The sequence below is a fragment of the Mucilaginibacter gossypiicola genome, assembly GCF_900110105.1.
Taxonomy (GTDB): Bacteria; Bacteroidota; Bacteroidia; order Sphingobacteriales; family Sphingobacteriaceae; genus Mucilaginibacter; species Mucilaginibacter gossypiicola.
In genome coordinates, this window is the sequence record NZ_FOCL01000004.1 from 264,938 (window position 1) to 281,203 (window position 16,266).

Genomic DNA, 16,266 nt, shown 5'->3' on the forward strand with positions numbered 1-16,266 from the left:
ATAAAAATTGCAACAGGCATGACCATTGATAAAGAAACCGTTGAAAAAGTAGCCCACCTGGCCCGCCTTGAACTTACCGAAACCGAAGTACAGGATGCGATGAAGGATATGAGTAAGATCCTTGATTTTATGGCTAAATTGAATGAGGTGGATACTACGGGTGTTGAACCGCTGGTGTATATGACCACCGGCGCCAACGTACTACGTGAGGATGTGGTTAAACAACAAATTACCCACGAAGAAGCTTTGGAAAATGCCCCTAAACATGATGATGATTACTTTTTAGTAGCCAAGGTTATTGAGAAGTAAGTTCGAAGTCGTAAGTTTAGAGTCTTAAGTCTACGATCTTATAGTTAAGTATAAAATAACTTTCGACTAAAAACTTAAGACTTTCGACTTTAATACTGTAACATTAGGTACCCATGTGCAGTCCAAACAAAAAATAATTCATGGAGCCAACAAATACTGCCAAACCGTTAATAACAATAAAAGATATTGGGCGTAAATATGTAATAGGTGCGGAGGTTATCCACGCACTTAAATCTGTTTCGTTATCCATTAACAAAGGCGAATTTGTTGCTTTGATGGGCCCTTCAGGTTCGGGCAAATCAACGCTCATGAATATTTTAGGTTGTTTGGATACCCCAACCAAGGGGCAGTACATCCTTAACGGGATAGATGTAAGCCACATGACCGATAGCCAGCTTGCCGAGGTGCGTAACTCGGAGATTGGTTTCGTATTCCAGACGTTTAACCTGCTGCCACGTAATACTGCCCTGGATAACGTGGCCTTACCGTTGATCTATGCCGGCATTAACAAAGAAAAACGCATGGAACGTGCCGGCAATGCGTTGAAGAACGTAGGCCTCGGCCATCGTATGGATCATAAGCCCAATGAACTTTCCGGCGGGCAAAGGCAGCGTGTTGCGGTAGCAAGGGCGCTGATCAATGATCCATCCATTATCCTGGCCGATGAGCCTACCGGTAACCTCGATACTAAAACATCCATCGAGATCATGGGCCTTATTGAAGATATCCACGCCAAAGGCAATACCATTATCCTGGTAACACACGAAGAGGATATTGCCCTGCATGCCCACCGCATAGTACGCATGCGCGATGGTTTAATAGAGAACGACTACGTTAACACCAACGTTCAAACTGTTGACCGCAGGGTAGAGGAGGTGTAATAGCCCCCGGCCCCTCAAGGGGGAGCTATGAGAACGTTTGCTTAATTGTTATAGATATTTTCATTTACGCTCCGTGAATCGTGAAACAACTACAAACTGGCAGCTTTTACGGGCAAACCAATCAAATAACCCATTTACAGGGTATTACCATAACCGATACCGAATATACTCTTGATAAGGTAGACTGGCATTACCATGAAAATGCCTATTTTACTTTTATACTGGCCGGTAATGTTATTGAGGGCAACAGGAAAGAAGTTTACCATTGCCCTGCGGGTAGTTTGTTGTTTCATAACTGGCACGATCCGCATTATAACATAAAGCCCGAAGGTTTTACCCGGGGCTTCCATATCGAATTGCAAAAACATTGGTTTGAGGGGCTGGAGTTTAAGCAGGATAAACTGGAAGGCAGTTTTGCCGTTAATATCCCGGATGTAAAGTTTCTTTTTTATCGCATTTTTAAAGAATCGAAGGTTAATGATGATTTGACCGCAATTGCTGTAGAATCATTATTACTGCAGGCGCTCAATAAAATGCAGGTGAATAATACAGGTTCATTGCGGCAAGTACCCGCCTGGGCAAACAGGCTAAAGGAACTACTGGGCGATGATCCTGCCCGCAAGTATACGCTTGCCGAACTTTCGGAGGGCGTGCAGCTTCACCCGGTTCATTTATCACGTGATTTTTCAAAATATTTTAATTGTACTATAGGCGAGTATATTCGAAAGCTTAGGGTAGAGAAGTCATTTGCGTTACTGGCGGATGAGGGGTTATCCTTAACAGATATCGCCTTTACCTGTGGGTTCGCCGATCAAAGCCATTTTTTACGCTGCTTTAAACAATTTGGCGGCAGCAACCCATCGGCATATCGTAAGCTTTTATTGAGGCCATGTTAATTCTGTTCTATTTCATGTGTGTTGATCGATGCAGATTTGTAACATCTAAACAATTAAAATGAAACATTATCTACTCATCCTCTCTATTATACTTACAACGGCTTGTAAAACATTTGCGCAGGCGGGTAATATCATTGAACCGGAGCCCATTACATCGGCCTTGCAAAAAGCTAATATGGGTAAAGTGGTTTTTGAAGCTGATACTATTCCCCTTGAAAAACTGCAACAAACCGATTTGCTAACAGGTTATGAAGCTAACGCCGCCAATAATTTATATATGAGGCTTTTGCTGGCCAACTCATTAACCAATTATCAATATAGTTTACAGCCATCAGCAAGTGTTGAGCAGCTAAACCAGGGTAATTTTCAGTTTGCTTTTTATGTAGATGGCCGGCAGATTTACCAGGAAAATTTGCATAAAGGGGCTAATTTACCCATCATAAAAAATACAAAGACTACCATTTTTGTCCCATTTATCAGTAACCGGGGCGAAGATTCATGGGGCCGTTTTTTATGGGGACGGTTTATGAACCATGGTGGAGACGAGGCGCTTACAGCAGGGAAACATCAACTTAAAATAGAAGTACGACCTTATGTTACTACGCCCGATTTGAGGGTGGGGGAATTGATAGCACAAGGAGAAATAAAGTTTACTGTGCCGGCAATTGATCCAAAGGATGCCCAACTGCAGCCCATAAAACCGGGCAGCGGCTGGCAGGTATCGAAAGAGAGCTTCGATACAAAGAAGATCATGGAGATGAATGCACTTATTGCAGGTAACAGGTTCAAGCAGATCACCAGTGTGGTGGTGATCAAAAACGGCAAGCTGCTCATTGAGGAGTATTTTAACGGCAGCGCCCGCGACTCATTGCACAATCCGCGCTCGGTAGGTAAAACATTTGCTTCGGCCATGATGGGTATTGCTATTCATGATGGATACATTAAAAGCGTTAACCAAACCCTAAAAGAGTTTTATGATCTTAAAAAGTTTAGTAATTACTCGCCTCAAAAAGATAATGTAACGCTGAAAAGCCTGCTTACCATGAGCTCGGTTTTTGATGCTGATGACAACAAAAGCGATTCGCCGGGTAACGAGGAAAATATGTACCCTACGGATGATTGGGTAAAGTTTACGCTCGGTCTTAAAACAGATAACAGCAAAGCTGCTGGCAAACAATGGAATTATTTTACAGCAGGCGTAGTTGTATTAGGGGATATCATAAATAAATCTGTACCGGACGGGTTAGATAAATACTCGGCCAATAAGCTTTTTAAACCGTTGGGAATAAGTAATTATCGTTGGCAATATACTCCGCAAAATGTCCCCAATACGGCCGGAGGGCTGCAAATGCGCTCGCTTGACTATGCCAAATTTGGTCAGCTATATAAAAATGCCGGTGTGTGGAATGGTAAACAGGTATTGCCGCAAAGCTGGGTAAAAGATTCATTTACGAAACACCTCAGCTTACCTAAAGATGTTGTGGGAGAGGGCTATTATGGTTACCTGTTTTGGAATAAAACCTATAAAGTAAACAACAAAGCTTACGAAACCTATTATTGCTCGGGCAATGGCGGCAACAAGATATTTATTTTTACCGATCAGCCACTGGTGGTTATCATAACTGCTGAAGCTTACAACACACCATACGCACACTCGCAGGTTGATAAAATGATGCGCGATTATATTTTGCCGGCGGTGTTGCAATAGTAAATACACATGTAATATGTATCTCATAAAACGGAAGCCTGTATTTATACAAACTTTTTTACTTCGATATGTTTTTCAAAGCATAAAAAAGTGGCTCGCTGATATTGTATTTGAAAGGGCCGAAATCAAAAAAAGCATTTCCGATTAGCAGATCGGGCTTTTCGTCTCCATTTATATCACCGGCATCAAGGGTTACTGCGCGTTCAAATTTAATGTCAGCAGGGAAAGCATAGGGCATAAAATTTAAGTTTCCGGTATTTTTTAGATATACGAAACCTTCTTCCGGTTGCCTCGCATCGGTGAAAAGACTTATGGTTGCGATATCGATATTACCGTCGCCATCAAAATCTTTGGCAATTGCTTTGTAACACCCATTTATAGGGTAAAAATATTGCTGCCTGTAACTGCCTTTGCCATCGTTTAAGAAAATGTAAACCCCGTGGTAGGGCTTTAATACCAGTGTAGCATTGCCGTTATCGCCGCAGGTATAAACAATGTCTTTATAACCGTCATGGTTTATATCAACCACCTCAAAGTATGATGATCCGTAAATAGGAGGGAACCTTAAAATTTCCTTTGCTTCAAACTTACCACCGCCTTTATTTTCGAAATGAAAAATGCCTTCCTCTCCCTGGGCAAAAAGCACATACAAGTCGGGCCGTTTGTTATCCCGGTAATCGATATATGCTTTTATAGCTCCGGGTAAAGCACTTATTACATGTTTTGTGAAAGCACCATTCCCCAGGTTTTCCATCCAGCAAAGCTCGCCGGTTATACTCCCAAATTCACAAATAACATAGTCGGTTTTGCCGTCGTTATTTAAGTCGGCCGCCAGTATTTGAACCGGGCGACCAAGTTTATCAAAAACAGGGCGGGCAGCTAATTGCATTTTACCTTCGGTGGTAATTGTCAGTTGGGTTATAGTGCCCAGTTTATCGCTGTTTGCCCCCAGCTCGTTGCCTATGGTACAAATCATGGTATTACCATGATCAAAAAGTATATCAACCACCGGTCCGGTTGTTGATACCGAATCGATGACGTTTAACTGGGCCGATAACAGGTAAAGCTTTTTTGTTTGGCCGTTGGCAACAAAGATGCGGGCGGGTTTAACGCTGTTGTCTATTTTTACATAGCAGCCCAGTACCTGTTTGCCCTCAAATGATTGCTTTGGTTTTTGGATGCTAAAAAAAGGGAGTTCCCGTTTAATGGCAAAAGGCCTGTTTTGAGCAGGTAAGGCAATGGGGGCCGTGTTCATGTAGTAATCAATAATATCCTGCCATTGCTCCTCATTTAATACCGGCTTGTCGGGCACTATTAAATCGTCGCCCTTGATTGTTCCTACGTATGATTCGCCCCGGTGGGCTTTAATGCCCATGCGTAACCCCATTTGCGGAAATACATTTTTCCACTTAAACCTGTTAAGCAGGGCCGGATCGGGCAGCATATGGCAAGAGCGACAGTATTGTTGCGACAAGATCTTCCCCTGGGCAATGCTTTGAAGGGTTGCCATGGGATAGTCGGTACGTAAATCAGAGTTGGCATTATCCTGTTTGTTTTCAGAGATCTGCCATAGTGAATAAACTACCATAGTGCCTATAACCAAAACAATTAAACCAATAATTACAACTTTACGATTTTTTGCAGGGCGGTGACTATCGGGTTTATTATTCATGAATGTTTTAGAAGGCGGTTAGTATACAAAAGCTAAAAGCAGAATGTACAAAGCTTAAAGCTAAAAAATATTTATTAGTGAGGGGGATAATATCCATTTGAATAAATAACCCCGGGCATTTGCCCAGGGTTATGTAAAGTTTAGGTATCAATTTTTTAGTATCCCGGATTTTGTACCAGTTTTTTGTTTTTATCAATCTCTGCTTGCGGTATTGGCATCCAGTTTTGTCGTTCGAAGAAGGTATTGGTAAATATCTTAACCGGCGTATACGTAAACCCGGAGCCGGCTGCTTCTATCTTCATGCCATATTCCGGCGAAGTGAGCACGCCGTTTGTACCTGTCGTTATCAGCCATCTGCGGATATCAAACCATCGCTTATCTTCAAATGCCAGCTCTATGCGTCGTTCTCTGTGGATGTATACTCGCATTTGATCTTTTGTTAGACCTGGTGTTACAGCAGGTAAAGCCGAACGTGCCCTTACCTTATTAACTGCATCATAAACCGATGCATCAGGTCCTACTGCTTCATTTTGTGCTTCGGCATAACTTAGCAGCACTTCGGCGTAACGGAAAATAATGTAATTGGCAAAGCTTGGCGCCAGGTTGATACTGGTTTGTCCTGTAATACTTTCGTCAAGTGTTTTACGGGCATTGTAACCTGTATTGGTGATATCGCTTGTTGAGCCAAGGTCAATCTGGTTACTGCCACCTATACGCGATTTAAATATATCACCCTGCCATGACGCGCCATCGTACAAAATGGACTGATAGAAACGCTGCTCACGATGGGTGTAAGGAGCTTGCGGATTATATCCTGAAGCGGCATCGGTTATAGGCAAACCATTATCCATAGAATAATCATCAACCAGGCCTTGGGTAGGTGCAAGGTTGCCCCATGATTGCTGAACACCATTTACGTATACAGGGCCCAGATAACCTTCCCGGTGGCTACCTTTAGCCGGACCGGTAGCATAACCGCGCGCAAAAATGGTTTCAACATTCCAGTTATTTGCCGATAGAAACTGATCGGCATAAGAAGTAGCAGAAGCATTGAACAGGCTATAAGTGCCCATATCCATTACCGATTTATTGGTAGCAGCGGCCTTACTCCATTTTCCTGCGTCATTGGCCGTGTTTACTAACGGACTGGCTGCAAAAAGCTCAACCCATCCTTTAAGCGTTAATGCGGCACCTTTGGTAGCCCTGCCGGTTTCTGTTGCTTTTGTAGGTAAAACTGCAGCTGCTGCATCGCAATCAGCTTCAATAAAAGCTACTGTTTCATCGATTGTGGCACGAGCAGTAAAAATATCGCTGCCATCCTGATTATTAAGCGGGGTGGTAATGATTGGAACTCCGCCGTAAGCAGTGAACAACAGGGAATAGAAGTATGCCCTCATATAGGTTACTTCTGCAACACGTTGCTTATACCAATCGTCGGTATACTTGGCTTTATTTGCAGCCGCCTGCTGCAGGAAAATATTACACTTTCTTATTTTTCCATAATTACCTTCCCAATCCCACATACCACCAGGTCCCGTTGGTACATTGCTTGGGCCTATTGAGCCTGCCCTTACCGTGGCCTGCCCGTTTTCCCAGGCTGCCCCGCAAAAGCTGTTATCGGCATATTGCTCTGTTAACTGGTAGTCATTGTTAACGTCGGGTAATTGATTATAAATGTCATTCACAAAAAGGTCGGCATTGCTTTGTGAATTAAAGGTGGCCTCATCGGTCAGAAACCCTTTGGGGGTTACATTTAGAGAATCATCTTTTTTACATCCACTAATACTTACAACAAGTAAAGCAAGTAAAAAAAGCTCTCTGTATTTTATAAAAATCTGTTTCATCGCTTTCTTATTTTTAGTTAGAATGTGGCATTTAAACCTAATGAAAATACACGCTGCTGATAGTAATTGGTGTTACTGCCGCTGTTTTCAGGGTCGATGATTTCTTTTACATGCGGTAAAGAGTTAATCACGTTCTGACCAGCAACATATACCCGTATAGATTGGATTTTGTTCCGTAGCAGCTTGTTTGATAAAGTGTAGCCAACCTCAAAACTCTTTAACCTGATATAGGAATCATTTCTGACAAACCAGGATGAAGTTTGTGTATTATTTGATGTTGGCGTGCCTGTAACCCTTGGATATAATGCATTTGGAGTAGCGGGGGTCCAGTGGTCGTCATACACCAATTGAGAGGCTGAACCGGATGCGTTGAAAGGAAAAGCAAAATAGTTGCTAATAACAATGTTACTGTTGCCCGAGCCCTGGAACAAAACGTCAAGATCGAAGTTTTTAAACGTTAGCCTTGGCTCCAAACCGTAGATGATCTCCGGGGTATTTGGATGGCCTATTACCGTTTGGTCGTTGGCGTCTATCTTGCCATCTGGTTTTCCATCTGGCCCGCTTAAGTCAGCGTATTCGATGTCTCCTGCTTTAACCGGCCCGAAAGATGGGACCGGTATACCAGCTTTAAGCGAACCATCTGCGTTGAAATCTGTTGTTTTGAAGTAGCCTAAGGCCTGGTATCCAAAGATGGTATTTAATGGCCTGCCTGTTATACGCCTGTTAGGGTTGTTTGCCGTTGCACTTGTTTCATAAACTTGTAATAATTTATTCCTTGCGAAGGTGAAGGTACCTGTAACATCTAATCGCAGGTCTTTTGAAAAGCTGTGGGAACTTTGTAAGGTAAGGTCGATACCATGGTTGCTCATGATCCCGCCGTTTACAAGGCCAGTACCAATACCGTACTCACCAGGTAATGTATTGCCAATGCCAACCAGCATGTTAGAACGCTTTTCATAAAAATAATCAGCTTCAATGCTCAACAAGCCTTTCCATAAAGTAGCTTCAAAACCTATGTCGGTTTTGTTAGCCTTTTCCCATGTAATGTTTGGATTGCCCTGTAGTGCTTCACTGATACCTTGTGTTGCGCTGCCATTTATTACTGCGGAGTTTGCATATGGGTTATACGGGCTCAGGTATTGGTAAGTAAGAATTGAATTGCCTGATCTTGGATAAGCTCCTGATTGGCCCCATGATGCCCGCAGCTTTAAGTTATCAAGCCATAAAAGATTGTCTTTGATGAATTTCTCTTCGGATAAACGCCAGCCTGCAGAAAAGGCAGGGAAGAAACCATAACGGTGACCGGGCGCGAATAGATAACTTCCGTCGTAGCGGCCAGTTGCCTCAAAAAGGTATTTTTTGTCGTAAGTATAACCTATCCTGTAAACATAGCCAATTTGCTTTTGCCCGTTTGAGTAGCCAAAGTTAGTTGCATCGGCCGCCGCCGGGCCACCGTAGTTTAGTTCGTCAATGTCAAGATTGTAGTTGAATTTAGTGGCTCCAAACGTTTGATATTTTACGCGGCGACTTTCAAATACACCCAAGGCGGTGATATCGCTTTTACCAAAAGAGCCGGAATAGGATAACAAGCCCTGGACGGTTAAAGTATGATTTTGGCTGTAATTTTCGCTGAAGGTTGCCTTTGAATTTCCCTGGATGCCTTGTTTGTAAGTGTAAGGAGTGGTAGTTACATCAACATTGTAGAAAGGTATAGGGGTTGTATAAATACGCTGGAACGAGGTTTGATTTCCTGTAAATAAAGGATCTGGCCCGCTATCGTAGCTGATCACGCCTTTTAAGCTTAATCCTTTAATCGGCAGTTTCTGATCAATGGTAAATTGCGAAAGCACGGCGGTGTTTTCATTGAATTGATAACCGCTATGATAAATTTCGCCAATGAGTGATTGGCCGATATAGCCAGACCAAAGCCCGTTGCTATAGTAAATAGGGGTGGTAGGAGCCTGGCGTTGCGCCTGCCCAATAATAGTTGCGGCACTTTGAGATGGGAAGTGTTGATCTTCTACATAACTGTTTACAGACAATGAAACCGAGGTGGTTTTCGTAGCGTTTGCTGTCAAATTTAACGAGCCATTGTACTTGTTAAGATAGGTTGGATCCCACATACCGGCCTGGTGTGTGTACCCTAATGCTGCAAAGTATTTAATATCATCGTTACCACCGGAAAGTGTTACGTTATGATACGTTATAGGGCGGTTTCTTTGAATAATTTGCTGTAAAGGATGACCATCCGGGTGCCCATCAGGATCTGAATGGTCTTTGAATTTTTGAATATCATCTGCAGTGTATGCGGGTGGCTGACCATCATTGGCATTGGCCTCATTACGCAGCAATGCATACTCATATGAACCCACAAATGTTGGCACCTTGGTTGGGTTCTGAATACCATAGTACCCATTATAAGTTAACGTTGGTTTGCCCGATTTACCTTTTTTCGTAGTAACCAGGATTACACCGTTTGCACCTGCAACACCGTAAGGAGCAACAGCAGCAGCATCTTTTAATACAGATATATTTTCGATAGTGTTAGGATCAAGGCGACTGAAATCTCTCGGCACACCGTCAACAATAAGCAGGGGGGAACTGCCACCGGTTGATCCAATACCCCTTATGAGGATGTTTGAACCATCATAGCCGGGTTCACCGCTTCCCTGTGTGATAATTAAACCGGATGCACGGCCGACAAGGCTGTTAGTTAGGTTAACCACCGGTTTTTTTGCGATTTCGGTAGTTTGAATGGTCGATACAGCAGCAGTTGAAGATGTTTTCTTTTGGGTTCCGTAACCTACAACGATTACCTCGTTTAGATTTTTGGCGTTTACCTGCAACCTGATGGTTACCGAGGTTTGCCCGTTAAGTGGAAACTCTGCCTGCTCGTAGCCTATATAGCTAACTACAAGTACGGCTGTTGGGTCGGCATTCAGCGTGAAGCTACCGTTTACATCGGTAACAGCACCTACGCTGGTTCCTTTGATCTTTACAGATGCGCCGATAATGGTTTCGCCGGTGGTTTTGTCAATTACTTTACCTTTAATTGGTCCGGCGGTAGTATATCGGTTAAGTTTTATTCCGCTAAATGAGTTAAAGGCAGTTGCTGCATAGCTGCTTGTTTGCATAACTATCAGCAGGATCAGTGATAAAACTACTGACCCGGGTTTTCTTCTCAAAGATATTTTATCAGGTAAAAAATATTGCATAATTGGGAGTGATTAAAAATTAAAACTTGGCATTAGTTAATGCGTGTGGATCTGGTCCGTTTTTGTTTTTAGTTTTTCTGTTTTGCCATTATTTTTTTGTTTAGGTTATTTAATGAGTTAATAGGTAATAATTGTTAAAACAACAGTTTAAATTAAGGGCGAAATTCGAGCAGCAATCTCAAAGAACAGTGGCAGCTTCCTGTTTTAAGCCGACGTTAATAATCATAGCCCTGAGTTTCTTAAAACTTAAAAAGCTATATTATTTCACAGCGCCAGAAGGCTGACTTTTAATAAATAAAAAATTTGTACAAATAGGCTGTTATAATATTTGCAGGGGTTATAACAAACAGTCTACCTTAATTGGTTAACACAATTAAGCGCTATTTTTTTGGAAAAAAAGGGGGCAAAGCTGTAAAAAAAAGGGGATAAAATCCATTGAATGATACTTGTTTAACACAAGATTGTCTTTAATTGTCGTTTTCGTCCCGGAATAATGTAGGCATGACAAGTTTTAAACAGCAGTAAACGAAATTTAGTATTCTCCAGGGTTTTGTTCTTTCTGATACACGCGTACATAATCAACTTCAAACCGTTTAGGAAATTTTGTGACAGATGGGTCGCCGCCATTGTCGCCTCCTATTGCAAGGTTAAGCAATATGTAATGAGGCTGCATAAACGGATTAAATTGAGTGCCATCCTGGTTAACCAAATCTTTCAGGTCCACACGGTTAAGTAAAAGGTCGTCCACATATAAACTAATTGAGGTTTTATCCCAATCCATGCGCCAGGTATGAAATTTTTTGCTCCAGTTGGTTTTAAAGGTGTTCAGCGGTTTTGCGTTGCTATACCATTTGGCTTTATAGGGGACCTCTGTACCACAGGCAATGTTGGCTAAAAGCTTGTTCCGGTAGTATTCCATAATGTCGATTTCTCCGTTAGATGGCCAGGGCTTTTCGATACCCAGAGTCCAGAAAGCCGGCCACAGTCCGGCATCGGTAGTAATCCTGGCACGCATAACGAACCGGCCATATTGAAAACTGTGCTTGTTCCTGGTATTAATACTCGATGAGGTGTAATCTATAAATTGCCTTTTCTGCTTCCAATTGGTACTGTTTGGCACGTATCCCGGATTTGGCAGATGCACCCGCTGTGCTTCAATGACCAGTTTACCACCGCGGCAAACTGCATTTTGTTCCTGGTACCATTGATCTTCGTTATTACGTACAAATCCGGATTCAAATCCCCAATTATCCTGATTGGGTGGCCCGTTGCTGTTAAATTCATCTGCCCAAATCAATTTATAGCCGCCCACTGTATCCTGCTGGCATTTACCAGCAAATGGAACAAATATGAGCAGCGCAGCAGTGATTATTTTGGTGATCATAACAAAGAAATAGTTATAGGTTTAAAATGTGAGGTTGAGTAGTATTGAAACAAAATAAGGTATATTTTAAAGCACAATGCAGGGGCAAACCTATAAATTTAAGGGGGGGAAATTTGGTTTAATCCATTTGATGCTTTTTTTAATGAACTACCGGACTTTTTACCGCCCAACCTGATATAACAAAACAGGTATTTAATTTACCGTAGGTTTTTCAAACTCATTTAAACGGTATGAAACCTGGAAATTAGCGCGGTGTTTCTTAATAAATTCGGAAGGGTTGACACCAAATTGTTTATTGAATTGCTCCCTGAAATATTTTATATCGCTGATACCTACCTGTATTGCGGCCTCATTGATATTACAATTAGTTTGGATCAGGAGTTCGGCAGCTTTACGCAGGCGAATAAACCTGATAAAGTTATTGATAGATTGCCCAGTAGTACTTTTGATCCTCTTAAACAATGTTGGGTAGCTAATGCCGATGGCATCGGCCAGGGCATAAACATCAAAATTATCGCTGTTTAAATTTTGCTCAATAACAGCAATACAGTTGTTGAGCAGGTCTTTATTTTCCCGCGAAATATTAATGGTGATGTTTTCCCTGGTAACTTCTTTATAAAAGTATTGCTGAAGTTTGGTTTTATTCCTCAGTACGCTTTTAACCCTGGCTGTAAGCACTTCTTTATCAAATGGTTTTCGCAAAAAGTCAATCGCGCCCTGTTCAAGGCTTTTTACCATGATATCGGGCGTGGTATCGCCGGTGAGCAGAATCACAGGGATGTGTTTTATGGCCGTATCTTCCATAATCATTTTACACAAATCCAACCCGTTTATCCCATCCATAACAATGTCACTGATGACAAGGTCGGGGATGTACTTTTTAATCAACTCAAGACCAATTGTGCCATCTTTTGCCTCGAGGACTATATAATCGGCAAAAAATATCTTTTTGATATATGCTCTTATCTGCTCATTATCATCAATAACAACAATAGTGTGCTTTTCCTGGCTAAAGAGTTCAAGTTTCTGCAGTTCATTATGGGGTTCCACAAGGTCTTTGCTGTCATGATCTATAAGGTCATTCACAAAATTGTAATCAGGAGTTGCTACAACATTTATTTCCTCTGGCGAAAAGTGTTTTAGCCCCTTTAGCAGCTTTAAAGTAAAAGTGGTTCCGCCGCTTTTATTATTTATATAATTTATTGTACCCTTGTGGCAATCAGTAAACACCTTAACCAGGTATAAACCAATGCCGAACCCTTTTTTAAAGTAATTATTATCTTTTACCTGGTAAAACTTATCAAACAGTTTGTCGCCGGTTTCAGTGCTGATACCAATGCCATTGTCCGTTATTTTAAAGTAAATGTTTGTGTCGTCTTCCTCTACCAAAACTTTGATGGTACCATAATTTGGCGTAAACTTAATAGCGTTGGAGATCAGGTTGAATAATGAGATTTCAATTTTCTCTATATCGGCAAATGCAGCAATATTGGGGCTCGATGTTTCAATTGTATAGTTCAGCTTTTTAATTTTAGCCTGGTGAGCAAAGCATGAAAATACCTCCTCACAAACGCGCGCAAAATTTATCTCGCTGATATTTAGTTGTGCATTTTCGGTTTCAGTTTTACGAAACAGCAGCAGGTGATCAACCAGCCCCAATAAGCGGCGGGCATTCCGGTACACAATATTGAGCTCATCCGAATGGCTTCTGTTTTTATCCAACAAGTCTTTAATGGGGTTAATGATAAGGGTGAGAGGGGTTCTGAACTCATGCGAAACGTTGGTAAAAAAGGCGAGTTTTTTTTCATTCAGTTCCTTTTCCTTTTCAACTTTTAAGTTGGCCAGGTTAACCTCAAATTTAAGCTTTGTTTGCTTATCGCGGTAAAGGAAATAAAGGTATATCAGTCCGAAAAAAACAGCCAGGTACACCCCGTATGCCCACCAGGTTCTGTACCACGGCGGAAACACGACAACCTGGATACTTATCTGTTTCGGCATCCAGTTTCCCTTTGTATCAGTTGCTTTGATCCTGAGTGTATAGCTACCTTCGTCTAAATGGGTGTAATTGGCCGATTGGGTTTTGCCAACGTAATTCCACCTGTGGTCCCAACCCTCAAGATAGTATGCATAATTAATTTTATCAGGAAATGAATACTCAAGGGCTGTGTAGTGGACAGTGAGTGCAGCCTGCGAATAATTAAGCTTAATTGTTTTAAGATCGGCAACAGCTTGATTTTTTAACAGCTCGCTGGAATCGTCGTCGTCTGAATTGTCAACTTTTAAACCCGTAATGCGAAGGTCAGGGTGATGATCTGTGACCTCGATGCTATCGGGATTAAAAATATTAAACCCATTGATCCCTCCAAATGCCATATTCCCCGATTGCATCCTGATAGCCGCATTGTAATTAAACTGGAGGCTTTGCAAGCCGTCGGAAACTATGTAGTTTGTAAACCTGTTTTGGGTTGGGGAAAACCTGGTTAGGCCGTTATAAGTACTGCACCATAAGTTTTGTTTATTGTCGATGAGAATATTCAGGATTGAATTACTCGGCAAGCCATCGGCTTTGGTATACCTCACATAACTCATATCCTTAATGTCAAATTTCAATAAGCCGCCGCCTTCGGTTCCTATCCACAAATGATTTGAATTATCGTCGGCAATTGCTCTTATACCATAACCAACATCAAAAAAACGATGTTTTTTCCTGACAGTATCAATTTTTATAAGCCGGGTATAATTACCTGCCCACAATGTCCTGTTCTTATCTTCAAATACGCAGTGTATGTTAACCAGCTTTTCATCAAATAGTTCAAATAGGTCTTTTTTGCGGTTGTATAAATATAACGGGCCGCCCCGTGTGGTACTTGCCCATAAATGACGGCGCGAATCTTCATAAAGCTTCCAAAGGTTTTTATCGGTGGTTTGGGTTGATGTGTTGTAGCAATTGTAGTGCTTAAATTGCCCGGTGGCTTTATTAAACTCATCAATACCACCGTTAAAGGATGCTACCCATATTTTATTGTCGAATGTTTTCAGGATACTCACAATAAAATCAGAGCTAAGGCCCCCGCCGGTTGATGCATGGGTATAGCCTGTAAAAACATTGTTTTTAATATCCCAGTAAGAAAGCCCGCCGCCATCGGTACCTATCCAAAGGTTATGCTTTTCATCTTCGCAAAAGGAAAGAATGAAGTTGTTGATCACACTGTTTTTGTTGAACGGATCATTGTTATACAGTGCGAATGGCTTTTTAAAATAATCAACAACGCTAACCCCTCCACGAAGGGTTGCAATCCATTTTCTTGATTCCCGGTCATGAAAAACGGTAGTAACAGCCCCGCTCCGCAAAGAGCCTTCTTTATTACCGTTTGTAATGAAAGTTAGTTTGCCATTATTTGTATTTAAAATATCAATGCCTCCGCCGTCTGTGGCTATCCATATATTACCTTTTTCGTCGAGGGTTAGGTTGGATATGTTGTCGCTGGTAAGTTTATCAATGGGAGCATGAAACCTGTTGATGGTTTGCGTTTTAATGTTAAATATAAACAAACCGTTTTCTGTACCAATCCAAACATTGCCCGCTTTATCCGTAAGCAGGCAACTGGCACTATTGAGCTGATTATTAATGATATTTATGCGTTCAGATTTTGGATCATAAAAACCAAGTCCCTGGTTTTTTATAAACACCCAAACACCTGCAAGGGTTGGAGATATTGCCTTAACGCTGTAATTATATTGTTTATTGATACCCGTTTGAAGGTATAGCTTCCTGGTTTTGTCATATCTCAATAACCCAAGTTCATCAGTTCCGATGTACACGTTGTTTTCCTTATCGGTTACAATAACATTGATGTTTGAAGTTATCTTAAACCGGATATTGCTGTTGTGTTCCTGGAAATATTCCGGATAGAAATAGGAGTCCTGGTAGTTGTAAAAAACAAGGCCGCGCTGGGTACCTATAAGTATTTTATTGCCAACGCCGTTTAACGCGCTGATGTGATTGTATGGGAGCGATTTATTGTTATTCCACTCATTTCTGTAGATCTTAAATTCATTACTATCGTAGCGGTTTAAGCCGTCATAAGTGCCCATCCAAATAAAACCATATTGGTCCTGGTACAGGGAGGTGACTGCATTATTTGATAAGCCGTTTTCAATACCAAGGTACCGTACAGGCTGGCCGGTGGTAAAGCTAAAAGCATTTAGATAAATAAAAAGGAACAGGAAACTAAAGTATATTTTCGGATTTAAAACAGTATTTATCCTGCAATACATTATGAATTATTAGTTAATAATTGGTAGGTAAAAATATCAAAATCATCTGCAAAAGGATTGTGTTTTTCGCTCCGAACGA

Annotated in this window: 9 protein-coding genes; 4 read left to right on the forward strand and 5 right to left on the reverse strand. The window is 41.6% G+C overall.

Annotation, left to right across the window (positions count from 1 at the left end; translation table 11 throughout):
• Positions 1–18 precede the first annotated feature (18 nt).
• The 4 genes from gatC (at position 19) to BMX50_RS14875 (ending at position 3,794) form a co-directional block, all read left to right on the forward strand.
• Positions 19–309, forward strand: coding sequence for an Asp-tRNA(Asn)/Glu-tRNA(Gln) amidotransferase subunit GatC (gatC, locus tag BMX50_RS14860; protein WP_091211327.1), 291 nt, complete (start codon positions 19–21; stop codon positions 307–309).
• A gap of 140 nt (positions 310–449) precedes the next feature.
• Complete coding sequence (locus BMX50_RS14865; RefSeq protein ID WP_091211328.1) at positions 450–1,190, forward strand: ABC transporter ATP-binding protein; 741 nt, start codon at positions 450–452, stop codon at positions 1,188–1,190.
• Positions 1,191–1,270: 80 nt separating this feature from the next.
• Entirely contained in the window at positions 1,271–2,086 is an 816-nt protein-coding gene (locus BMX50_RS14870) for a helix-turn-helix domain-containing protein (RefSeq protein ID WP_091211329.1), read from the forward strand.
• A 58-nt stretch (positions 2,087–2,144) separates the two neighbouring features.
• On the forward strand, positions 2,145–3,794 hold the full coding sequence (locus BMX50_RS14875; protein WP_091211330.1) for a serine hydrolase domain-containing protein: 1,650 nt from the start codon (positions 2,145–2,147) through the stop codon (positions 3,792–3,794).
• Between the two features lie 58 nt (positions 3,795–3,852).
• Here the strand turns inward: BMX50_RS14875 and BMX50_RS14880 are convergent, their stop codons facing one another.
• The 5 genes from BMX50_RS14880 to BMX50_RS14900 all read right to left on the reverse strand — a co-directional run bounded on the left by BMX50_RS14880 (position 3,853) and on the right by BMX50_RS14900 (position 16,187).
• Positions 3,853–5,466 carry an FG-GAP repeat domain-containing protein gene (locus tag BMX50_RS14880; RefSeq protein ID WP_091211331.1) on the reverse strand — a complete coding sequence of 538 codons (1,614 nt, stop codon included), beginning with the start codon at positions 5,464–5,466 and terminating at the stop codon, positions 3,853–3,855.
• 155 nt (positions 5,467–5,621) lie between these two features.
• A complete protein-coding gene (locus tag BMX50_RS14885; RefSeq protein WP_091211332.1) occupies positions 5,622–7,310 on the reverse strand; it encodes a RagB/SusD family nutrient uptake outer membrane protein in 1,689 nt (562 codons plus the stop codon).
• A gap of 17 nt (positions 7,311–7,327) precedes the next feature.
• The gene (locus BMX50_RS14890; protein ID WP_208864716.1) at positions 7,328–10,495 is read right to left on the reverse strand and encodes a SusC/RagA family TonB-linked outer membrane protein; all 3,168 of its coding nucleotides are present in this window, start codon (positions 10,493–10,495) and stop codon (positions 7,328–7,330) included.
• A 562-nt stretch (positions 10,496–11,057) separates the two neighbouring features.
• Positions 11,058–11,909, reverse strand: a complete 852-nt coding sequence (locus BMX50_RS14895) for a glycoside hydrolase family 16 protein (RefSeq protein WP_091211333.1) — start codon at positions 11,907–11,909, stop codon at positions 11,058–11,060.
• Positions 11,910–12,101: 192 nt separating this feature from the next.
• On the reverse strand, positions 12,102–16,187 hold the full coding sequence (locus BMX50_RS14900; RefSeq protein WP_091211334.1) for a hybrid sensor histidine kinase/response regulator transcription factor: 4,086 nt from the start codon (positions 16,185–16,187) through the stop codon (positions 12,102–12,104).
• Positions 16,188–16,266: the final 79 nt, after the last annotated feature.

What these genes read in the sequence shown, in the direction of transcription:
- BMX50_RS14875 (WP_091211330.1), top strand. Translation starts at nt 2,145, where the DNA reads ATGAAACATTATCTACTCATCCTCTCTATTATACTTACAACGGCTTGT.
- BMX50_RS14895 (WP_091211333.1), bottom strand. Translation starts at nt 11,909, where the DNA reads ATGATCACCAAAATAATCACTGCTGCGCTGCTCATATTTGTTCCATTT.
- BMX50_RS14885 (WP_091211332.1), bottom strand. Translation starts at nt 7,310, where the DNA reads ATGAAACAGATTTTTATAAAATACAGAGAGCTTTTTTTACTTGCTTTA.
- BMX50_RS14865 (WP_091211328.1), top strand. Translation starts at nt 450, where the DNA reads ATGGAGCCAACAAATACTGCCAAACCGTTAATAACAATAAAAGATATT.
- BMX50_RS14900 (WP_091211334.1), bottom strand. Translation starts at nt 16,187, where the DNA reads ATGTATTGCAGGATAAATACTGTTTTAAATCCGAAAATATACTTTAGT.
- BMX50_RS14880 (WP_091211331.1), bottom strand. Translation starts at nt 5,466, where the DNA reads ATGAATAATAAACCCGATAGTCACCGCCCTGCAAAAAATCGTAAAGTT.
- gatC (WP_091211327.1), top strand. Translation starts at nt 19, where the DNA reads ATGACCATTGATAAAGAAACCGTTGAAAAAGTAGCCCACCTGGCCCGC.